This is a genomic window from Paenarthrobacter sp. YIM B13468, from assembly GCF_042788025.1.
Taxonomy (GTDB): Bacteria; Actinomycetota; Actinomycetes; order Actinomycetales; family Micrococcaceae; genus Arthrobacter; species Arthrobacter aromaticivorans.
This window is the reverse complement of the sequence record NZ_JBHZPI010000002.1, coordinates 134,025-154,497: the sequence shown is the minus strand read 5'-3', so window position 1 is coordinate 154,497 and position 20,473 is coordinate 134,025. Positions and strand designations below refer to the sequence as shown.

Genomic DNA, 20,473 nt, shown 5'->3' with positions numbered 1-20,473 from the left:
GTACCAATCCAAACACGGATCAGGGTTGCCAGGACCGGAAACCAGCGTTCTTCGGGGGTCCCTCAGGGATCATTCAGGGTATCCCCCAGTAGAGGACAGGATGCCCGGGACGGCAGGATCGAAGTATGAACGCGAACAGCATGAACCCAGAGGGATCCGGAACGCCTGGCAATGCCGGCACACCTGATCCTGGCGCCAACGCCAGCACCTCCGCCGGCGCCCCAGGGGAACCGTCTCCCCAGACCGATCCTTCCTCCGGGACCGGTCCCGCTGCACCCCAACCCGGCGGTGCACCCCAGCAGAACTTCTTCGACTGGATCCGCGGCCAGGGCGTCCGCCGTGGGCCGGACCGCTGGATCGGTGGTGTCTGCAGCGGAGTGGCGCACCGGTTCGGCATCGACCCCCTGATTGTTCGGGGCATATTCATCGTCCTTGCGCTCTTTGCCGGCATTGGCGTCCTCCTCTACGGCCTGGCGTGGGCCCTGCTGCCTGAACCTGACGGCCGCATCCACGTTCAGGAAGCAGCCGCCGGGCGTTGGTCCGGTGGCATGACGGGTGCATTGATCACCACGATCATCGGGCTGCCCGGCCTGGGCCGCGGGTTCTGGGGGTGGGGCTGGAACGGCGTTCCTGGCCTGTTGTGGACGCTCTTCTGGGTGGGCGGCGTCATCTACCTCATCTACTACCTGGTGCAACGCAACAAGGGACCGAAGGCCGGCCAGCCCATGACCCAACAGAACTTTGCGGGCAATTCTTACGGAACGGCCAGCTCCTACGGAGCCCCGCCAGCCTACGGAACGCCAACAGCAACCGGGACAAACGCTGCTACCGGGACCAACAGCGGTGTTCCGGTGTACGGCCCAGGCCAGGCAGGCACCAAACCGCAGGTTCATGGGGCTGGCACATACGAGCCATCAGGCCCGCGACCGCCCTTCGGCCCTACCCCTCCCCAGGGCGGCGAGCCTTTTGGCGGCCAGCCGCACAACGGTGAACCCAAGCCGCCCCGCGCCAGGCGCAGGGGCCCCGGGCCGGCGATGGTTGCAGTCACCGCGGGTGTGGCACTGCTGGTTGGGGGCACCCTGAAAGCGTTGGACGCCGGCAACATCATCGAGCTCGGCCATTCAGCCAACACCGTGGTGTGGGCCACGGGCGCAGCGGTTCTGGGTCTGGGCATCCTCATCGCGGGGTTGCGCGGACGGACCTCCGGTTTCCTCGGTTTCCTGGCGGTAGTGGCCTTGATCATCGGTGGAATCTTCAATGTTGTCCCACGGAATGGCGATCGCTTCACCTTCCATGACGTGAACTGGGCACCGCTGAGCATCGAGCAGGCCCGGCAGGGGGTGGACGTCACTGGCGGCAAGGGCACGGTGAACCTGGACGATCTGGCCCTGACGCCTCCGCTGACCACCGAAATCGTGGTCCCCGTGGACGCCACCTTCAGCAACGTAACCGTCATCATCCCGGACGACGTACCCGTTGAGGTCAGGGCGGATATGACTTTCGGCAACCTCAACGAACACGGCTCGGACCGCGGCGGCCGCCTCCAGGACGAGCGGACGGTCTACAACGCCGAAAAGCCCGGAGCCAACCTCGTGGTGGAGATCGATGGCACCTTCAGCAACGTGACCATCCAGGAAGGAAACTGACATGAGCACGAACGAGTCAAGCAACGCCCGTGAAGCAGCGGAATCCAGCAGTGATGCCAAGAATTCAGTGCCCACCACTCCGCTCACCCAGGAACAGAACAACAATCCGACGGAACCGCTGACAAGGGAAACCCCCGCAAGGGAGCCTCTGGCAGAGGAGCCGGCACCCTCCCCGCAGCCCCAGCCAACACCGCGGCTGCAGCCAACACCCCCGCTCCAGCCAACACCGCGGCTCCAGCCAACCCCGCCGCTCCAGCCAATACCGCTCACGCCACCGCTTGAGCCCAGCTATCGGGTGGAACGGAACATCGACGACGACGAACCGCAGCAGGCGCGGATCGGCACCGTGGTGTGGGGATTGATTGTGATTGCCCTGGCCGCTTTGTTGGTGATCTCCACCCTTGGTTGGGTGGTGCTGGACGGCACCTACGTGCTGATCGGCCTCATGATCGGTGCAGGCGCAGCCTTGGTCATCGGAGGGCTCCTCGCCGCCCGCAAGAGTGCTGGCAAACCGAAGAGCCCTGCGAAGTAACTGCCAACACCATCGGGACAGGTACCAACAACGTGACAAAGCAACCACAACAAGGAAGTCTGTAGCCATGGACAAGTTCTTCAGCATCGTCAGGGGCTTCGGCCTGAAGCGTGGACCCCAGCGCTGGTTGGGTGGCGTCTGCGGTGGGATCGCTGCGAAGCTCAGGGTGGACGTCGCATATGTTCGCGTCGCTTTCCTGCTCTTCTGCCTCTTGCCCGGCCCGGCTGCCGTGTTCTATATCCTCGCTTGGCTCATCCTGCCGGACCAGAAGAACAGGATCGCGCTGGAATCGTTCACCAGCCAGCGTTCCCGTTAGGGTCACAACGACCAACAACTTCGACGTCAGCGACACAAAGCGCCCCGCACCTCCGGGGCGCTTTCGTTGTTTTCAGGGAGATTTCCAATACCGCACGGCCGGGGTCGAAAGTAACCATTTGTGTCCCACCCCACATCCACGTCTAGAATCGTTGGGAGCTCAGCGTGGCGCTCTACACGTATTCCTCCAAGCCATGAGTGAGCAAACATGAAAATTGGCATTCTTACCAGCGGTGGCGACTGCCCCGGACTCAACGCAGTAATCCGGGGAGCGGTCCTGAAGGGGATCGCAATCCACGGCCAGGAGTTCGTGGGTTTCAAGGACGGCTGGCGCGGCGTTGTGGAAGGTGATGTCATCGACATCCCCCGCACCTTGGTCCGCGGCATCGCCAAGCAGGGCGGCACTATCCTGGGCACCTCGCGTACCAACCCGTTCGAAAATGGTGGCGGACCGGACGTCATCAAGGCCCACATGGAACGCCTGGGCATTGACGCCATCATCGCAATTGGCGGCGAAGGCACGCTGGCGGCGGCAAAACGACTCACCGATGCCGGACTGAAAATTGTTGGTGTTCCCAAGACCGTGGACAACGACCTCGATGCAACCGACTACACCTTCGGCTTCGATACCGCGGTTGAAATCGCCACCGAAGCAATCGACCGCCTCCGCACCACAGGTGAGTCCCACCACCGCTGCATGATCGCCGAGGTCATGGGCCGCCACGTAGGCTGGATCGCCCTGCACGCTGGTATGGCCGCTGGTGCGCACGCCATCCTTATCCCGGAACAGTCGGTCAGCATCGAGCAGATCACCGAGTGGGTCCAAGAAGCCCACGACCGCGGTCGCGCGCCCCTGGTGGTGGTAGCTGAAGGCTTCGTTCCTGACCACATGGAATCCCCTCACTCCGAACGCGGACTGGACACTTTTGGCCGACCCCGCCTGGGCGGAATCGCGGACCAGCTCGCACCGGAAATCGAAGCACGCACCGGCATAGAGACCCGCGCCACAATTCTTGGCCACATCCAGCGTGGCGGCGTACCAACTGCCTATGACCGCGTTCTGGCGACCCGCCTGGGCATGGCAGCCATCGATTCAGTGGTAGAAGGCCGTTGGGGCACCATGGTGGCCCTGAAGGGGACGGACATCTCCCACGTTGGTTTCGAAGAAGCACTGGGAAAGCTCAAGACCGTTCCCCAGCACCGCTACGACGAAGCGTCGGTGCTGTTCGGCTAGTCGGCTAGGCTGAATCCATGACTCTTGAGCCCACGTCCGCTGCCATTATCCAGCTGGCGTGGGCTCGCCATTTGGGGTTCGACGACGACGCTTTCGCCGCCGCTGCGGCCCGGGTCACCACTTCGGACGTAGACCCAACCGACCCCTCAAACCGCATCACCCTCGCCGACGAATCGGCGCGGGCGGTCGTTTTCCTCCGCCTTTTTGGTGCCTCAGCACTGGTGGGACCCCAATGGGTCCTCGACGCAGCCGCTGGAATTCCAGACACTGAGCTTGCCCAGCATGTCACGCTGTTGACCCTCACCCGCTCCCACGGTGGACACGGCTTGGGGTCCTCTGCCTTGTTCTTTGCCGACGACCTCCAGCTCAATCAACCTTCCGAAGACCTCACGGTCTCACGTGGCAATCCAGAGGCGATCGCGCTGGAAGGGCTGTGCCCGCCGGATGACGTCAACGAAGTGGGCCTGCAAGCCCTCGAGTACCGCTTCACCATCATGCATCCCGAGGAAGAGCAGCCCACTCCCGTGGCGTGCGGGGCCTACTCCGAGTGGGAGGGAATCCTGGCCAACATGGGCGTCCTGGTAGCTCCCCCCTGGCGTCGGCGGGGTCTGGGAACTCTCGCTGCATCGATTGCCGCCCACGAAGCCCTGGCCGCCGGGCTGACGCTCCAGTGGAAGGCCGATGTCAGCAACAGCAGCGCGCTCGCGATGGCGCGGAGCTTGGGATTCGCCACTGGCGGACTCCATGCGAGCGTGCTGCTCGGCTGAGCCTAAGCCTTTACTTCCGCCCGGCGTCCTGGCGCGAAGCACCGGCTGCATCGGTGTCCCGGCCATGAGGAGCCTCCTTTGCAGCGGCACCGCCCTTTGCAGCAGCACCGCCCCACCCTTCAACGGACCTCGGCTTGGCAAAGAACATGGCCACCACTGCCCCGACGAGAATCGCACAGGCGGGCAGCACGATCGACTGGCCCATCGCCGTCGAGAATCCTGCATGCAGGGCCTCGGGCAGGGCACCGTTCATGGACGCTTCGTTCGCCGGAGCTCCCGCTGGCGCTGCAGGCAACTCGGCCGCAAGCCGGGCCTGGATCAGGGCGGCAATGGCCGCCGATCCAAGGACTGCCCCGATCTGGCGGGTAGTGTTGAACACGCCCGAACCGGCGCCAGCTTGGCGTGGCTCAAGGTTGCGCGTTGTGGCATTGGATACCGGCCCCCAAATGAAGCCATTGGCAACACCCTGCAGGGCGCTGGGAAGCAGGAACATCCAAATGGGAGTATCCGGACGCAGAAGTGAAGCTGTCCAGAAGAGCGCTCCTGCCATACAAACCAGGCCGAAGGATGCGAACCAGCGCGGGTTGGCACGGTCGATCAGCTTACCCACCACCGGCGCCAGGCCGCCGGAGATCACTGCCATGGGAATCATCAGCAAGGCTGATTGGGTGGGGGTCAAGCCCCGCACAACCTGGTAGTAGAAGATGGTGGGCAGCGGGAACGCCGTCACGGTGAAGCCGACCACCATGATGGTGGTGTTGCCCAGCGAGAAATTGCGGTCCTTGAACAAAGCGAGCGGCAGCAGCGGTTCCCCGCCGCGCCGGCCCAGTAGCCACTGCCAGAGAACAAAGAGAACCAGGACCACGAGCCCTGCGATGATCAAGCCCCACACGGTAACGGCACCGGTTACGGTTCCCCACTTATAGGTTTGGCCTTCCTGGAGGCCGAAGACCAAAAGAAACATGCCGACGGCGGAGAGCACCACGCCCGCGACGTCGAATGAATGGCTGTGCGTAGTCAGCTTCGGGACGAAACGCGTGACCATGACGAAGGCAACAATTCCAATCGGGACGTTGACGAAGAAGATCCACTCCCATCCCAGTCCGTCCACCAGGACCCCGCCCAGAATGGGACCCACGAGTACAGCCATGCCGGCTGTTGCTCCCCAAAGTCCCATGGCGGCACCCCGGCGGTCCGGAGGGAAAATACGGGTGATGACAGCCATGGTCTGCGGCGTCATCATGGCCGCGCCGAGTCCTTGGACCGCGCGGGCGGCGATCAACATGGTGATATCGCCGGAGAGGCCGCACCACAGCGAAGCCAGAGTGAAGACCACCAGGCCGATCAAGTACAGATTCTTCGGCCCAAAACGGTCACCCAACCTGCCGGTGATGAGCAGTGGAACTGCGTACGACAGGAGGTAGGCGCTGGTAACCCAGATGACGGCATTGATGTCCGTATTGAGACCCTCCATGATCCGCGGATTCGCGACCGACACGATAGTGGTGTCGATAAGGATCATGAAGAAGCCTATGACCAGTGACCACAACGCCGGCCACGGCTTAGCTACGTTTTCCAAGGGATTCCTTCGGCTGGTATGAAAGTTCTCTGATCCCGCACCCATTAGTGCGGTTGTCGTAGCTGCCGGGCTTTCTTGGAACCCCCCGCGCCTTAGCCGAGAAGGGCCAATATTTCCGCCCTGGCAAACATCTTGGCTGCTTCGCGCGCGGTGGGAGTTCCGGCGTCGGGGTCTGCTCCTGCGTCCAGCAGCGCCCGGGCGACGCCCGTGTATCCCTTGAATACGGCCCCGGCAAGGGGGGTCTGACCACGGTCATTGGGGGTATTCACGTCAGCGCCGTGGTGCAGAATCAACTGCACGGTTTCCTCATGCCCATGGTAGGCAGCAAGCATGAGCAGCGAATCTCCGGAAGCGTTGGTGAGCGTGGCGGGTGCACCGGCGTTCAGGTAGCTGCGAAGCATCTCGGTGTCGCCTTCGCGTGCGGCATCGAAGAGCGCATGGGCCAAGGCAACTGCTTCGTCGTCGGCGCCCATATCGGTGCTGGCGGACCCGGTTTCGGGTCCGGTGCTGTGACTTGGTTGGCTCATCGGTGGGGTCCCTTCAGGAATCCGGTTTGGCGCCCGACGACCTGGCCGGCGTCGGGGGCGACGATCACTTCCTGGGCTGCGACATAAGGCTCCTCGCCGTCCATGACTGTCAACGTTTCATCCGCCGGAACGGAGCGCTTGATGACAGCCAAAGCCACGGGGCCCATCTCGAAGTGCTGCGCCACAGATGTCAGAGTACCCACCTTGCGCTCCCCCGCAAATACAACGCTGCCAACGGCCGGAAGCGTGTGCTGTGAGCCGTCCAGTTGCAGGAAGACGAGGCGCCGCGGCGGATGGCCGAGGTTATGAACGCGTGCGATGGTTTCCTGGCCCTTGTAGCAGCCCTTGTTCAGGTGAACGGAAGTACGAATAAGGTCCAGCTCATGCGGAATGGTCTTATCATCGGTCTCCGCCCCCAGGCGTGGCCGCCACGCGGCAATCCGCAGGGCATCGGCCGCCATGGCACCCGCTAGAGGAAGGCCTTCGACCACGGATTCCAACTCTGCCGCCGGGACGAGGTATTCGAACCATGGGCGTTCCAGCCCAGGGTGGGACTCCTCCGGGACGGTGCTGTAGGAATAGCCGCCCGGGCCTACATGCGGCCACGGATCTTCCCAAGCCAAGTAACCGCCGAGCTTCTCCACGGGCTTCGTGGAACCAAGGACAGCCCACTCCCCGGAGACATCCGTGATCTCCACACGCAGCATGAACTTCATCTTGTTCAACCACTCGGCCAACGGCGCCGCTTCCGCGGTTTCGACGATAAGCCAGGTGGTTTCACCGTCGTCAATGACCCGTGCATCGAACTCGATGCGGCCCTGGACGCTGAGCAGCAATAGTTCGCTACCAACCTGCGGCTGGAGATTGGTCACATGCTGGGAAGACAGCGTGTTGAGCCAGCTGAGGCGGTCCGGTCCGGACACCGTCACCACGCCCCGGTGCGAAAGATCAACGACGGCGGTTCCGGTTGCCAGGGCGCGTTGCTCCCGCAGGGGCTCGCCGTAGTGGGCCGCGACGCCGGCATCCAGGCCAGTGTCTTCAACGGCGCCAGGGCGCGACAACAGGGGGCTCTTGTAAGTCATATGTAGTAGAAGTCCTTGCGGCTCAGTGGTATTCCGAAACTCAGTGGTATTCCGGAACTCGCAGATATTCCGGGGTCAGCGGTATTCCGGGTTCTCGAAATCGAATCGTGTGCCGGCCTTCCATTCCTGCGGAAGGTTGCCATAGGCAGGGATGCCACCTGCATCCCTGAGAAGGCGGGCCATGTGCATCAGGTTCCAGGACATGAACGTGGTGTTCCTGTTAGTAAAATCACTCTCCGGACCACCAGACCCTTCGTCCAGGTAGCTGGGCCCTGGGCCTACTGGGCCAATCCAGCCGGCGTCAGCCTGCGGAGGGATAGTGAAGCCTATGTGTTGGAGGCTGTACAGCACATTCATGGAACAGTGTTTGATGCCGTCTTCGTTGCCGGTGATAAGGCATCCGCCCACCTTCGGGTAGAACGCCCACTGCCCCTTGTCAGTCAGTTCTCCGGAGTGGGCATAAAGCCGCTCGATGAGCTTCTTGGTTTGGGAAGAGTTATCACCCAGCCAGATGGGACCGGCCACCACCACGATGTCGGCCTCGGCGACCATGGGATAGATCTCTGGCCATTCATCGGTTTTCCAGCCGTGCTCGCGCATGTCCGGATAGACACCACTGGCGATATCGTGGTCCACGGTCCGGATGAGGCTGGTGGTGACGCCCTGCTTTTCCATGATGTCGCGGCTGATGCGGATCAGCCCATCGGTGTTGCTGACCTGAGGCGAAGGTTTCAAGGTGCCGTTGAAGAACACGGCCTTGAGGCCCTCGTAGCCTCCCGGCTTGAGGTGGTTATTCACTAGCTGCTCCTTTGCTGGTTGCGTGTGGAACGTTCAGTGAGACCTCGTGCCGGCGTCAGGAAACCCTGTGCAGGAACGCTGATGCGTGTGCTTCCAGCGCCTTGCCGTTGGCGGCAACATCCCAGCGCCAGAGGAGATTGCCATCCACCAGGCCAAAGATCCGTGTTGCGGCGGTGTACTCCTTGGAGTGGCTGCCGCGCATCACCATATCCGTGGTGAGCTGGATCTGCGGCCCCTTGATCTGGCCGTAGTAGAGCTCGGTAATTCCCCCGGGGTGGGCAATTGACACGGAGATATCGAAGCCGCCTTCTTTGTTGCGGCGTTCTTCAACCTCATCGGCGGTCTTGAGCACAGGAACGATGTCCGCCGGGATAAGTCCGGGACCACCGTCGCCTTCCTGGAGTTTGCGCTCCAGGGCCCAGAACCCGGTTTCCACGGTCAGCGGGCGCAACTTTGCGCCAGCGTCGTCGCTGAGCCAGGTCTCGGCCCTGTACTGCAGGTACGGCAAACCGTTATGGGTGAAGGAGACGTGTTGGACGAAATGTTCCGAATCCTCATCACCACTGCCAAGCCGGCCGCGGCCTTCCCACTCACCAATGAGCCAGGAAAGCGGGACGAGTTCAGGCGTCAGGTCTGTTGGAATCTCAATAGGCACAACGACTACCTCTTTTGGACTGCAGGATCAGAAGGCTCTACTTCTGGCCCTTGAAAAGGCGGTAAACAACGAAACCCGCAAACCACGCCATGGCAATGCTTGCCAGGCCAAGGAGAACGAGGAAGAAGATTTCAAATGCGAGTACAGACATGATGCAATCCTAACCGTTAGTAGATGAGTAGTTTGTCTATGAAGTAGGCCAAGGCTCCCACGGCCCAAACTGGCGCGACACCCATTCCCAGTGCTGCGGGAATATTGAGCCGCCCGCGCCTGAGAGTAGTCATCCGCCGGAAGCAAACCAGAACCGATCCGACCACCATGCCCACCAAGGCAGCAGGCAGGACGGCGATGTCGGAAAAAACAAGTCCGGCCAAGGGGCCCATGAGGCCGGCCATGACGATGCCAAGGGGAGCCACAATCCGGTCCGGCCATCGAATGATGCCTACCAGGAGTGCAACTGCGGCGCTCAACCCGGCAACCAGGACCATTTCCTTGACACCGTTGAACCGGGCGCCGGCAATCCATCCGGCACCGAGGCAATTCAAGAGGACGCCAGCGCAACAGCCGAGCGTGGATTCCAGGCGCTGTGCCTGCCCCGTTCCCCGCACGAGCTGGATGATGAACACCGCCATTACCCCCAAGGCAATAAAGGCGGGGGTACCATCCAGGAATCCAGGAGCCGGCATGTAAGCTGCCGTGACTGCCGAGCCGGCGCCGGCCAAGGCAATGACGGAGGCCAGGGTTTTCTTCGCCGGGACTGCAAGGAAATGCGGCCAACCAAGCCCCACGGCCGCGGACGCCACGATGCCAACGCCCACCATGGCTTCCCGGGAAACGAAGGTGCTGGCCACGATGGCTGCGAGCGCCACGAGTCCGAATACCCCGATGCTCCAAGACTTCACTGTGTGCCCGACCTCAATTCGATGCGCCTTACGACCTCTCGACAATCCTGCCTTATGGCGGGCAAATATGTCGTAATTCCGGTGGCAGCCCGTCACGAATCCCTGACTGGCGGGGCTCGGGTGGGTATACTCGGACTTCAACGGCGCACACTGTTTGCCTTGATCCCGTTACAACGGGCAAAGGTTTGCCAGCTGCCGTGACCGGCCGGTGAAACTCCGGTTTCGACGCCCGATGATGCGCGTAAAGCCCATTGGAGGAACTATGTCGCACATCCTGCTCCTGACGAACAGCACCGGCTCTTCGGTGGACATTCTGCCTGCCCTTGAGCTGCTCAACCACCGTGTTCACATTCTCCCGGCAGAACCGACCGCGCTGCTCGAAACCGATCCCACGGATATCGTCTTCCTGGACGCCCGCAAGGACTTGGTGGGGGCACGCTCCCTAACGCAGTTGCTGAAGGCCACCGGACTCAGCGCCCCGCTCATGCTGATTCTTACCGAGGGCGGCATGGCAGCCGTTTCTTCTGCGTGGTCAGTGGATGACATCGTGCTGGACTCTGCAGGCCCTGCTGAGGTCGAAGCCAGAATCCGCCTGGCCATGGCCCGGGCTGTACCAGGCGAAGAGGAGACCCAGACGGAGATCCGCGCCGCCGGCGTCGTTATCGACGAAGCGAGCTACACCGCCCGGGTCAGCGGCCAACCCCTGAACCTGACGTTCAAGGAATTCGAGCTCCTCAAGTACCTCGCCCAGCACCCCGGACGCGTGTTTACCCGTCAGCAGCTGTTGACTGAAGTCTGGGGCTACGACTATTACGGTGGCACCCGGACTGTAGACGTGCACATCCGACGCCTTCGCGCCAAGCTCGGTGTTGACCACGAGAACCTCATCAGCACAGTCCGCAACGTCGGTTATCGCCTGACGTTGGTCAGGCTCCCGGATGACGAACTCTCGGAAGCGTAAGGCTTCCACTTCAGAGACAAACGAAGAGGCCAGGATTCACAAGAATCCTGGCCTCTTCTTCTTTTCGTGGAGGACATACGGGTCGAACGTATCGAGGCCACCCCACTGGTGGATCCCCCCTGTGTTGACTTCACGGTGAGCTACAGAACCCCGCCGCAAAGCCGAACGAGATAACGAGCCTACAGCCGATTCAAGGGGACTTCAAATTACAGTGCTTGCCCCGGACGTATAGCCTTGCATCATGAGTCACGCGCACCCCGAGAACTGGCCAGTACTGCTCGTCACCGGCGCCCTCGATCCCGAACTCCTCAAGGACTTCAGGACCCTCGCAGCGGCCGCCGAGGAATCCGACGGCAACCCTCCCTTGTCTGAACAGACACTGGTCATGTTGCGGGGCGTCGATGCGGGCGATCACTCCGTCCTGTCGCTTGCCCTTTATGCCCCTGATGAGGATTCGGATCCGGCGACCGGAGAAGATCTGGCGGGAATCGCCGTCGTCGTTGAAGCGCCGGGCCCATCAGGAACAACGGGTGTCCTCGAATTGGCGGTCCACCCCGCCTACCGCAACCAAGGCGTAGCGGGCCGCCTGCTGGAAGCGCTGGAAGGCAAACGCGGTTTTGACGGCTTGAGTGCCTGGTCCCACGGCAATCACGAGGCCGCGGCGGAGCTGGCCACTCGTTTTGGCTACGGTCCCGTGCGGGAACTGTGGAAGATGCGGCTGATGACCTCCACGTCCGCACTGCCCGACGTCGGCCTTCCGGACGGGGTCTCATTACGTGCCTTCGTGCCGGGACAGGACGAGGACGCTTGGTTGGCAGCTAACGGCGCGGCCTTCTCGCATCATCCCGAGCAGGGCTCGATGACGCGCGCCGACCTTGAGGCCCGCAAGGCCGAAGATTGGTTTGATCCGGCCGGCTTCCTCCTGGCCGTTAATGATGCCGGCGAACTACTGGGGTTCCACTGGACCAAGGTTCACCCGCGGCAGGGACCCCATCCCGCGATCGGCGAGGTTTACGTAGTGGGTGTGACGCCCGAGGCGCAGGGCCTGGGCTTGGGCAAGGCACTCACCGTGGCCGGAATCAGGCATCTGCAGGACAAGGACCTGCACGCCGTCATGCTTTACGTCGACGCCGACAACCAGGCCGCCGTATCCCTATACCAGAAGCTTGGCTTTATCCGCTGGGACACCGATGTGATGTATGGACCTTTAACCAAGAATTAACGTCAGCATCCCGCCGCAAGGAAAGCCCGGGACTTCTTGGATTCGGGCACTGGAATTGCTTGTAATGTGGGAGGAAACCCAGTCCTGAGCTTAGGAGAACCCCCATGCAGCCGGACCCCGTCGGCACCGCCGGATCCACTTCGAAGGGCGCCACGCTGCCCCCACGCTTCGGATCATCGGAAGTTCCGGCTTCACGAGCCACCCAGGACCGCATTGACATCCCGGAATTTGCGCCGAGCCTGGAACCCGAAGGCGACATCACGCCGGACCGTTTCCTGGACCGTGAGCTCAGCTGGCTGGCGTTCAACTCCCGCGTTTTGGAACTCGCGGAGGATCCGGACCTCTTCCTTCTGGAACGAGTGAATTTCCTGTCGATCTTTGCCTCCAACCTGGACGAGTTCTTCATGGTCCGCGTTGCAGGTTTGAAGCGGCGCATCGCCACCGGACTGGCTGTTCCCTCCCCTGCAGGCTTGAGCCCCATCGAGGTGCTGGAGCAGATCGGTGAGGAGGCGCACAAGCTACAGGAACGCCATGCACGTGTCTTCGCCGAACAGATCCGTCCTGCCCTGGCCTACGAACACATCCACATCATGCACTGGAATGAATTGGATGAAGATGCCCGTCACCGGATCAGCATCATGTTCCAGGAAAAGGTCTTCCCGATCCTGACGCCCCTGGCCGTGGATCCTGCGCACCCCTTCCCCTACATTTCCGGCCTCTCACTGAACCTTGCGGTGATTGTCAGCAATCCGATCAGCGACAAGGAACTCTTCGCCCGTGTGAAGGTTCCGGACCAGCTGCCGCGCCTGATCTCCGTGGATGGCCCCCGTGCAGGTGCCATTCCAGGCCGTGTTGCCCGCTTCATTGCGTTGGAAGAAGTCATCGCAGTCCACCTGGACAAGCTCTTCCCCGGCATGGAAGTCCTGGAGCACCACACCTTCCGCGTCACCCGCAACGAGGACCTTGAGGTAGAAGAAGACGACGCCGAGAACCTCCTCCAGGCCTTGGAGAAGGAACTCCTTCGCCGCCGCTTCGGTCCTCCTGTGCGTCTGGAAGTCACCACGGACATCAACCCGAACATCAAAGCGCTGCTCATCCGGGAACTCGGCGTTGAAGAGTCCGAGGTCTACTCCGTTCCGGCACCCCTGGATCTCCGTGGTCTCTCTGCGATCAGCGCCATTGACCGCCCCGATCTCCACTACCCCAAGCATGTCCCGCACACGTCCAGGTATCTCAACGAATCCGAAACGTCCAAGGCGGCCAACGTATTTGCCGCCATGCGCCGCCGGGACATCCTGCTCCACCACCCGTACGACTCGTTCTCCACCTCCGTTCAGGCCTTCCTGGAGCAGGCTGCCGCGGACCCCAAAGTCCAGGCCATTAAACAGACCCTGTACAGGACGTCCGGCGACTCCCCCATCGTTGACGCGTTGATCGATGCGGCCGAGGCCGGCAAACAGGTCCTTGCCTTGGTGGAGATCAAGGCCCGCTTTGATGAGCAGGCAAACATCTCCTGGGCCCGGAAGCTGGAACAGGCAGGCGTGCACGTTGTGTACGGCATTGTGGGCCTGAAGACCCACTGCAAGTTGTCCCTGGTGGTTCGGCAGGAAGTGGACGGCCTGCGCCGCTACTGCCACATTGGTACCGGCAACTACCACCCTCGGACCGCCCGCTACTATGAGGACCTCGGCTTGCTTACGGCGAACGAGCAAGTGGGCGAAGACCTGTCCAAGCTCTTCAACCAGCTCTCCGGTTACGCGCCGAAGTCCACGTTCAAACGCCTGCTCGTAGCGCCGCGTTCCGTGCGTGCCGGCCTGATCGAAAGAATCGAAGCGGAAATCCGCAACGCCCGCGCCGGCGTTCCTGCCCGCGTCCAGATCAAGGTCAATTCCATGGTGGACGAAGCCATCATCGACGCCCTCTACCGCGCCTCACAGGCCGGTGTGAAGGTGGACGTGGTGGTCCGTGGCATCTGCTCCCTCCGGCCGGGCGTACCGGGCCTGAGCGAAAACATCACGGTCCGCTCCATCCTCGGCCGGTTCCTGGAGCACTCCCGCGTCTTTGCTTTTGCAAACGGTGGAGATCCTGTGGTCTACATCGGATCCGCAGACATGATGCACCGCAACCTGGACCGGCGTGTTGAGGCGCTCGTCCAGTTGGCCAGCAAGGAAGACACCGCGACGGTCGTGGACCTCATGAACCGTTACGTAGACGACGGAACCGCGAGTTGGCACTTGGACAACCAAGGTCATTGGACCAGGCACCACCTTGACGAGGACGGAAAGCCTCTGTTGGACATGCAGTCTTGGCTCCTTGCATCCCGGTCACGCCAGCGGGCTGCGGCCCGGCGGTAAGGGAACGAGTTGAAAAGCGATACCCCCGTGGCGGATCAAACGGACCACCCCGGTGAACGGGTGGCCGTTGTCGCGGCCGGTGCCATTCCTTGGCGCGTTCAGAAGGGCGCCCTTGAGGTGCTCCTGATCCACAGGCCCCGCTACGACGATTGGTCCTGGCCCAAAGGAAAGCTCGACGACGGCGAAACAGTTCCGCAGTGTGCCGTCCGTGAAGTGCATGAAGAGATCGGCCTCAATAGTTGGCTCGGCTTGCCCTTGCCGCCCATTCATTACCACGTCAGTGCCGGCCTGAAAGTTGTGCACTACTGGGCCATGCGGGTCAACGGCGAACAGCTCAGGCCCGACGGCAAGGAAGTAGACAGCGTCATGTGGTGCAGCCCGGACAGGGCTGCATCCTTCCTCAGCAACCCCACGGATGTGGAGCCCCTCGAGTACCTCGAGAAGGCTCATATCCGGGGCGAACTCGATACGTGGCCGCTCGTACTGATCCGCCATGCAAAGGCAAAGCCCAGGTCCTCATGGACCAAGGCTGAGGGCGAGCGTCCGCTGGCCGCCAGCGGACAACGCCAGGCTGCTGCCGTCCGGCGCCTGTTGGAAGTGTGGAAGCCGCAACGGATAGTTACCAGCCCGTGGACCCGTTGCGTAGCAACCATTGCCCCCTATGCGAAGGCAAGTGGAGCGAAGGTAAAGCTGGTTGAAGCCCTCACCGAGCACAACCACAACCGGTCACCAAAGAAAACGGCGGCTACAGTGGAGGCCCTGTTCGATAAGCAGGTGCCAATCGCTGTGTGCACCCATCGCCCGGCGTTGCCCACCGTGCTGAACCAACTGGGCCAGCACATGTCGGCCGCCTTGCGGGGCTTGCTGCCAACGTCCGATCCGTTCCTTTCTCCGGGCGAGGTCATCGTCTGCCAGGTGGCGCGTGGCTCTGAACGGAAGATTGTGTCCGTGGAACAGGTCAAACCTTTCGACGACTAGTGGCGACGCTCCCGGCGGCGATCCGGGGATCTGCCGCGGGGAGCGTCACGCGCGCCTACAAGGAGCTTGGGCAGCCGGCGTCGGTGATGAGACACTCATCGATCTACTGAGGGTCCGCATGGTCGAAACCAGTAAGCTGGACTCGTGAGCATCCCCACCCCGTATGAAGACCTCCTGCGCGACGTCATGGCCAACGGCACGCATAAGTCGGACCGCACCGGAACCGGAACGCGAAGCGTTTTCGGCCGTCAATTGCGCTTCGACCTCGCCGAAAGCTTCCCGCTCATCACCACCAAGCGGGTCCACTTCAAATCAGTGGCAGTGGAGCTCCTCTGGTTCCTTCGCGGCGATTCGAACGTGAAGTGGATGCAGGACCAAGGTGTTTCCATCTGGGACGAATGGGCGGATGCCGACGGCGAACTCGGCCCCGTGTACGGTGTGCAGTGGCGCAGCTGGCCCACGCCCGACGGTGGGCACATCGACCAAATCTCCGAGCTCATGGCCAACCTGGCGGCCAACCCGGATTCCCGGCGACACATCGTCTCCGCCTGGAACGTCGCCGAGCTCAAGGACATGGCACTGCCGCCCTGCCATGCGTTCTTCCAGTTCTATGTAGCCGATGGCAAGTTGTCCTGCCAGCTGTACCAGCGCTCCGCGGACACTTTCCTGGGAGTCCCGTTCAACATCGCCTCCTACGCTTTGCTGACGTGCATGGTCGCCCAGCAGCTGGGCCTTGAGCCTGGCGAGTTTGTCTGGACAGGCGGTGACGTCCATATTTACGACAACCACGTGGAGCAAGTCGCCGAGCAGCTCACCCGTGAACCGTACGAGTATCCGCAGCTGAAAATCCTGCGCAAACCGGACTCTATCTTCGACTACACCTTGGACGACTTCCAAGTTGTGGGATATCGGCACCACCCCACCATCAAGGCGCCGATCGCCGTATGAGCACTCCCCCGTCCGAGAATCCTTCCCAGCTTCCCGGTGTTATCTTCACTCAGGAAACCGCGGCCAAGATGACCGGCATCGGCATGATCTGGGCCCAGACCAAATCCGGCGTGATTGGCAAGGACGGCTCCATGCCGTGGCACCTCCCCGAGGACCTCAAGCACTTCAGCCAACTGACCACGGGACACCCCGTCATCATGGGCCGCAAGACCTGGGAATCGTTCCCGGACAAGTACCGACCCCTGCCTGGGCGCACCAACATTGTGGTGACCCGCAACCCGGAGTGGGCTTCCACGCCCGAGGCCGAGGGCGCCGTCGTGGTTTCCTCGTTGGACGCAGCCCTGCTGGAATCCCAGTTCGCACCCGGTGGCCAGAAGGTTTGGATCATCGGCGGCGGCCAGATCTTTGAACAGTCGATGGGAATTGCCAACGTTGCCGTCGTCACCATCATCGATGCCGACCTCGACGGCGATACCTTCGCGCCTGAACTCGGCGACGACTGGACCTTTGATATTGCCGCGCCGCCCGAAGGCTGGCTGGCCGCCAAGAACGGCACACAATACCGGTTCACCACGTGGCGCCGGACGGAAAACTAGAAAACCAGGACATGCTCCACATGCTGAAGAAACCCGAAACATTGTTCGTGCTGGGATACATGCTGCTGCCGCTTTTCGCGCTGATCTCAGCCATTGTTGGACTGACCATGATTCTTGGCGGCAACCGCGTCGTCGGCATCATCGTCTTGATCGTGGTCACACAGGTCTTCACGTTCGGTGCGTTCTTTGCCTTGCGCAAGCGCAAAGCCGTCCTGCTGCAAGGGCCCGACGCCGGGAGCTAGCCGCGGCGGTCGGCTGACGTGACCCTGGGGCGAGTGCCGGCGTCGTGCGTTGCGCGCGTGACGTAACCAACAGCGGCTCTCCGCCGCAAAAGTTTAGACTGGGTAAATGACTACAGCAGCTAATCCGTCCGTAGGACTGGTCGGTTGGCGTGGCATGGTCGGCTCTGTCCTGATGCAGCGTATGCAGGACGAGAACGACTTCGCCAACATCAACCCGGTATTTTTCTCCACCTCGAACGCAGGAGGTGCCGCCCCTTCCTTTGCTGACGGGGCTGGCAAGCTCGAGGACGCGTTCGATATTGAGACGCTTGCCAAGCTGCCAATTATTGTTACCGCCCAGGGCGGTGACTACACCAAGCAGGTTCACGGCGAACTCCGCAACCGCGGCTGGGATGGCCTCTGGATCGATGCTGCCTCCACACTGCGCATGAACGATGACTCGATCATCGTGCTGGATCCGATCAACCGCGACGTAATCGACGCCGGTCTGTCCGGCGGCGTGAAGGACTACATCGGCGGCAACTGTACGGTCTCCTGCATGCTCATGGGCCTTGGCGGACTGTTCAAGAACAACCTGGTCGAATGGGGCACCTCAATGACGTACCAGGCTGCCTCCGGTGGCGGCGCCCGCCACATGCGCGAGCTCCTGAACCAGTTCGGCACCCTCAACAACGAGGTAAGCAGCGAACTGCAGGATCCGGCCTCAGCCATCCTGGAGATCGACCACAAGGTCCTCGCCGCCCAGCGCACTGGCGTTGACGCCACCCAGTTTGGCGTTCCGCTGGCCGGTTCGCTCATTCCCTGGATCGATGCCGACCTCGGCAACGGCCAGTCCAAGGAAGAGTGGAAGGCAGGAGTGGAGACCAACAAGATCCTCGGAACGGGCAAGGGCACCGCGGGCAAGGACCACATCGCCATGGACGGCCTGTGCGTCCGCATCGGCGCCATGCGCTCCCACTCCCAGGCCCTCACGCTCAAGCTGCGTGAAGACCTGTCCGTCACGGAGATCGAGAACCTCCTGGCCAAGGACAACGAGTGGGCCAAGGTTGTTCCAAACACCAAGGAAGCCTCCATGGCGGACCTGACTCCTGTGGCTGCCTCCGGCACCCTGGACATTCCCGTTGGACGTATCCGCAAGCTGGAAATGGGTCCGGAGTACATCAGCGCCTTCACGGTGGGTGACCAGCTCCTTTGGGGTGCAGCTGAGCCGCTGCGCCGCATGCTGAACATCGTGACGGGCAAGCTCTAGGCCCTGTCCGCGCTGTTTCGTCGTCAACCCGCTGTTCTGTTGCTGCCCAGCAACGGAACAGCGGGTTTTCCACGCTTAAGGGGTGTCTCGGCAAGTGCCTGCCTGAGATTCCGGTCAACGTCCCACGGGCGGCTGAGATCATCCCATTCGATGCGGACCACTTTCCAACCCTGAGCCTGGAGTGCCTTCTCCCGGCGTCGCTCCTGAAAGAGCACCTCATCGGTTGGTGCGTAATCGAAGTACTTGGCCCGGCCGTCAAATTCCAAAATCACCTTGTTTTCCGGCCAGCCGAAGTCTCCTCGGTACCGACCGAGGGGTGTATCGACTTCGAGCTGAAGCACCGCTCCGTGGATCCCCAATTTGCTCAGGAGTGCGCGCGTCCGGGTTTCTCCCACGGATTCCGAACGTGCATCCATTGCGTCGAGAACCCGTCGCAAGCGTCGTGCACCTCTTGTGATTTTGCCAGTGTCCACATAGTCATGCATCAAAAGCGGATCAGCGCCCCTGCGAACAGCTTGGTCTGCGATCACCAATGCCCGTTCAAAATCCAGGGTCCGTGCACAGTCCACAACAGTGCGCTCAAGGCTCGTAACTTTGACGGGTCGTCGCCACGGCGCCTGCAGCTCAACGATCTCCGCGGACTCCAGTGGAGCACCGTGCGCCGATACATCTTCCCCGGAACTCGCCTGAGCTGGCCAAAACGGCGTGGTGACGTGCACCAGTGGGCCACCATCCCAGGGTGAGCACCCATGTAGTCGCGCGGCACTCAGATGGCTGTAGATGCTCGCGACGCATGACCCGCTCTGATGTGCCTGGATCCTCAGCATGTCCTGCTCCCAAGGACTTCGTCCGCGCCAGTCAGCGGCACGGGCATACACGCCGCGTCTTAGCCTGATCAGCTTTCCCGATCGCACACCCGCCGTAAGCACCCGGTCGCCGAGACCACTCTCGGCGAGATCCGCTGTCACGGCGATGATGTTATCCGGCCAGTTCCCGGCGATCAGGGCGTCAAGTTTTTGTGGTTTCATGGGGTCCATCGTGCGTCTGCCGTGGGCCTCGCGGACAGCCCTTCAAGGGCGTATGTGGACAACTACGGCCTGTCGGCCCTGGACACTCCAAGCCGCAGCTGTCAGCACAGCCCTGCCCTGTCGATGCCCTGCCACCTGACAACGTCGCGGGCCCGCTAAACCGTTGTTGGGCAACAACTTGGAAGCGGGCAAGCCACGGGTTTCCAAGCCCCAGCCCGGCCCTGCCCTGCCCCGCCCTGCCCTGCCCCGCCCTTGCCCTGCCCAGCCCTGCCCTGCCCTGCCCTGCCCTGCCCTGCCCTGCCCTGCCCTGCCCTGCCCTGCCCTGCGCCACAATGACCTGCCAGCTAACAACGTCGTGGGCCCGCTAACCCGTTGTTGGCCAACGACGCAGGAGCGGGCAAGCAACGAGAATGCAGCAAGCAACGGGTTTCCAAGCGCAGCCGAGCCCTCCCGTGCCACAAAGGCCTGGCACCTAACAACGTCGTGGGCCCGCTAACCCGTTGTTGGGCAACAACTTGGAAGCGGGCAGGCAACGAGATCGCGGGCAAGCGACGGATTTCCGAGCGCAGCCCTGCCCTGCCCTGCCCTGCCCTGCCCTGCGCTGCGCCACAATGACCTGCCAGCTAACAACGTCGTGGGCCCGCTAACCCGTTGTTGGCCAACGACGCAGGAGCGGGCAAGCAACGAGAATGCGGGCAAGCCACGAGAATGCGGGCAAGCGACGGGTTTCCAAGCGCAGCCGTGCCCTGCCCTGCCCCGCCCTTGCCCTGCGCCACAATGACCTGCCACCTGACAACGTCGTGGGCCCGCTAACCCGTTGTTGGCCAACAACTTGGAAGCGGGCAAGCAACGAGATTG

The 20,473-nt window shown here is 62.2% G+C and carries 20 protein-coding genes; 13 read left to right on the top strand and 7 right to left on the bottom strand.

The annotated features are described in order from the left end of the window. Positions 1-125 precede the first annotated feature (125 nt). The 5 genes from ACFX4T_RS02730 to ACFX4T_RS02710 all read left to right on the top strand — a co-directional run bounded on the left by ACFX4T_RS02730 (position 126) and on the right by ACFX4T_RS02710 (position 4,494). Positions 126-1,646 carry a PspC domain-containing protein gene (locus ACFX4T_RS02730; RefSeq protein WP_377650717.1) on the top strand — a complete coding sequence of 507 codons (1,521 nt, stop codon included), beginning with the start codon at positions 126-128 and terminating at the stop codon, positions 1,644-1,646. Between the two features lies 1 nt (position 1,647). Continuing rightward, complete coding sequence (locus ACFX4T_RS02725) at positions 1,648-2,178, top strand: hypothetical protein (protein ID WP_377650716.1); 531 nt, start codon at positions 1,648-1,650, stop codon at positions 2,176-2,178. Positions 2,179-2,245: 67 nt separating this feature from the next. Further along, the gene (locus ACFX4T_RS02720) at positions 2,246-2,494 is read left to right on the top strand and encodes a PspC domain-containing protein (RefSeq protein WP_377650715.1); all 249 of its coding nucleotides are present in this window, start codon (positions 2,246-2,248) and stop codon (positions 2,492-2,494) included. A gap of 207 nt (positions 2,495-2,701) precedes the next feature. Beyond that, positions 2,702-3,727 (top strand): ATP-dependent 6-phosphofructokinase, encoded by a 1,026-nt coding sequence (locus tag ACFX4T_RS02715; protein WP_216925068.1) that lies wholly within the window; start codon positions 2,702-2,704, stop codon positions 3,725-3,727. A 17-nt stretch (positions 3,728-3,744) separates the two neighbouring features. Then, a complete protein-coding gene (locus ACFX4T_RS02710; RefSeq protein ID WP_377650714.1) occupies positions 3,745-4,494 on the top strand; it encodes a GNAT family N-acetyltransferase in 750 nt (249 codons plus the stop codon). 10 nt (positions 4,495-4,504) lie between these two features. Here ACFX4T_RS02710 and ACFX4T_RS02705 read toward each other — a convergent pair whose 3' ends face one another. The 6 genes from ACFX4T_RS02705 to ACFX4T_RS02680 form a co-directional block, all read right to left on the bottom strand. Then, the gene (locus tag ACFX4T_RS02705) at positions 4,505-6,073 is read right to left on the bottom strand and encodes a DHA2 family efflux MFS transporter permease subunit (protein WP_223946571.1); all 1,569 of its coding nucleotides are present in this window, start codon (positions 6,071-6,073) and stop codon (positions 4,505-4,507) included. Positions 6,074-6,165: 92 nt separating this feature from the next. After that, positions 6,166-6,600: an ankyrin repeat domain-containing protein gene (locus ACFX4T_RS02700; protein ID WP_377650713.1), complete on the bottom strand. Its 435-nt coding sequence runs from the start codon at positions 6,598-6,600 to the stop codon at positions 6,166-6,168. Continuing rightward, on the bottom strand, positions 6,597-7,682 hold the full coding sequence (locus tag ACFX4T_RS02695) for a YgfZ/GcvT domain-containing protein (RefSeq protein ID WP_377650712.1): 1,086 nt from the start codon (positions 7,680-7,682) through the stop codon (positions 6,597-6,599). Before ACFX4T_RS02695 ends, ACFX4T_RS02700 begins: the two co-directional genes overlap by 4 nt. 75 nt (positions 7,683-7,757) lie before the next feature. Next, a complete protein-coding gene (locus ACFX4T_RS02690; protein ID WP_216925064.1) occupies positions 7,758-8,480 on the bottom strand; it encodes a flavodoxin family protein in 723 nt (240 codons plus the stop codon). Between the two features lie 55 nt (positions 8,481-8,535). Next, positions 8,536-9,135 (bottom strand): FABP family protein, encoded by a 600-nt coding sequence (locus ACFX4T_RS02685; RefSeq protein WP_216925063.1) that lies wholly within the window; start codon positions 9,133-9,135, stop codon positions 8,536-8,538. A 167-nt stretch (positions 9,136-9,302) separates the two neighbouring features. Continuing rightward, positions 9,303-10,037: a permease gene (locus ACFX4T_RS02680; RefSeq protein WP_216925062.1), complete on the bottom strand. Its 735-nt coding sequence runs from the start codon at positions 10,035-10,037 to the stop codon at positions 9,303-9,305. 262 nt (positions 10,038-10,299) lie between these two features. On the opposite strand from ACFX4T_RS02680, the gene ACFX4T_RS02675 reads away from it, so the two are divergent. The 8 genes from ACFX4T_RS02675 to asd all read left to right on the top strand — a co-directional run bounded on the left by ACFX4T_RS02675 (position 10,300) and on the right by asd (position 18,587). After that, positions 10,300-10,998: a response regulator transcription factor gene (locus ACFX4T_RS02675; protein ID WP_216925061.1), complete on the top strand. Its 699-nt coding sequence runs from the start codon at positions 10,300-10,302 to the stop codon at positions 10,996-10,998. A gap of 241 nt (positions 10,999-11,239) precedes the next feature. Next, a complete protein-coding gene (gene mshD / locus ACFX4T_RS02670; protein ID WP_377650711.1) occupies positions 11,240-12,220 on the top strand; it encodes a mycothiol synthase in 981 nt (326 codons plus the stop codon). 104 nt (positions 12,221-12,324) lie between these two features. Continuing rightward, positions 12,325-14,574: an RNA degradosome polyphosphate kinase gene (locus ACFX4T_RS02665; RefSeq protein WP_223946574.1), complete on the top strand. Its 2,250-nt coding sequence runs from the start codon at positions 12,325-12,327 to the stop codon at positions 14,572-14,574. Positions 14,575-14,583: 9 nt separating this feature from the next. Then, a complete protein-coding gene (locus tag ACFX4T_RS02660) occupies positions 14,584-15,552 on the top strand; it encodes an NUDIX hydrolase (RefSeq protein WP_216925058.1) in 969 nt (322 codons plus the stop codon). A 144-nt stretch (positions 15,553-15,696) separates the two neighbouring features. Continuing rightward, positions 15,697-16,500, top strand: a complete 804-nt coding sequence (locus tag ACFX4T_RS02655) for a thymidylate synthase (protein ID WP_223946575.1) — start codon at positions 15,697-15,699, stop codon at positions 16,498-16,500. Continuing rightward, positions 16,497-17,096 (top strand): dihydrofolate reductase, encoded by a 600-nt coding sequence (locus ACFX4T_RS02650; RefSeq protein ID WP_223946576.1) that lies wholly within the window; start codon positions 16,497-16,499, stop codon positions 17,094-17,096. The genes ACFX4T_RS02655 and ACFX4T_RS02650 overlap by 4 nt, the downstream gene beginning before the upstream one ends. Positions 17,097-17,116: 20 nt before the next feature. Continuing rightward, complete coding sequence (locus ACFX4T_RS02645; protein WP_223946577.1) at positions 17,117-17,338, top strand: NF038396 family protein; 222 nt, start codon at positions 17,117-17,119, stop codon at positions 17,336-17,338. A gap of 106 nt (positions 17,339-17,444) precedes the next feature. Next, positions 17,445-18,587, top strand: coding sequence for an aspartate-semialdehyde dehydrogenase (gene asd / locus ACFX4T_RS02640; RefSeq protein WP_223946578.1), 1,143 nt, complete (start codon positions 17,445-17,447; stop codon positions 18,585-18,587). A gap of 23 nt (positions 18,588-18,610) precedes the next feature. On the opposite strand, the gene ACFX4T_RS02635 is transcribed toward asd, so the two are convergent. Beyond that, a complete protein-coding gene (locus ACFX4T_RS02635; protein ID WP_377650710.1) occupies positions 18,611-19,615 on the bottom strand; it encodes a DUF559 domain-containing protein in 1,005 nt (334 codons plus the stop codon). Positions 19,616-20,473 lie beyond the last annotated feature (858 nt).

Excerpts from the sequence above, each read along its gene's own strand:
- mshD (WP_377650711.1), top strand. The coding sequence starts at position 11,240 with ATGAGTCACGCGCACCCCGAGAACTGGCCAGTACTGCTCGTCACCGGC.
- ACFX4T_RS02650 (WP_223946576.1), top strand. The coding sequence starts at position 16,497 with ATGAGCACTCCCCCGTCCGAGAATCCTTCCCAGCTTCCCGGTGTTATC.
- ACFX4T_RS02725 (WP_377650716.1), top strand. The coding sequence starts at position 1,648 with ATGAGCACGAACGAGTCAAGCAACGCCCGTGAAGCAGCGGAATCCAGC.
- asd (WP_223946578.1), top strand. The coding sequence starts at position 17,445 with ATGACTACAGCAGCTAATCCGTCCGTAGGACTGGTCGGTTGGCGTGGC.
- ACFX4T_RS02715 (WP_216925068.1), top strand. The coding sequence starts at position 2,702 with ATGAAAATTGGCATTCTTACCAGCGGTGGCGACTGCCCCGGACTCAAC.
- ACFX4T_RS02695 (WP_377650712.1), bottom strand. The coding sequence starts at position 7,682 with ATGACTTACAAGAGCCCCCTGTTGTCGCGCCCTGGCGCCGTTGAAGAC.
- ACFX4T_RS02665 (WP_223946574.1), top strand. The coding sequence starts at position 12,325 with ATGCAGCCGGACCCCGTCGGCACCGCCGGATCCACTTCGAAGGGCGCC.
- ACFX4T_RS02720 (WP_377650715.1), top strand. The coding sequence starts at position 2,246 with ATGGACAAGTTCTTCAGCATCGTCAGGGGCTTCGGCCTGAAGCGTGGA.
- ACFX4T_RS02730 (WP_377650717.1), top strand. The coding sequence starts at position 126 with ATGAACGCGAACAGCATGAACCCAGAGGGATCCGGAACGCCTGGCAAT.
- ACFX4T_RS02635 (WP_377650710.1), bottom strand. The coding sequence starts at position 19,615 with ATGAAACCACAAAAACTTGACGCCCTGATCGCCGGGAACTGGCCGGAT.
- ACFX4T_RS02645 (WP_223946577.1), top strand. The coding sequence starts at position 17,117 with ATGCTGAAGAAACCCGAAACATTGTTCGTGCTGGGATACATGCTGCTG.
- ACFX4T_RS02700 (WP_377650713.1), bottom strand. The coding sequence starts at position 6,600 with ATGAGCCAACCAAGTCACAGCACCGGACCCGAAACCGGGTCCGCCAGC.
- ACFX4T_RS02675 (WP_216925061.1), top strand. The coding sequence starts at position 10,300 with ATGTCGCACATCCTGCTCCTGACGAACAGCACCGGCTCTTCGGTGGAC.
- ACFX4T_RS02710 (WP_377650714.1), top strand. The coding sequence starts at position 3,745 with ATGACTCTTGAGCCCACGTCCGCTGCCATTATCCAGCTGGCGTGGGCT.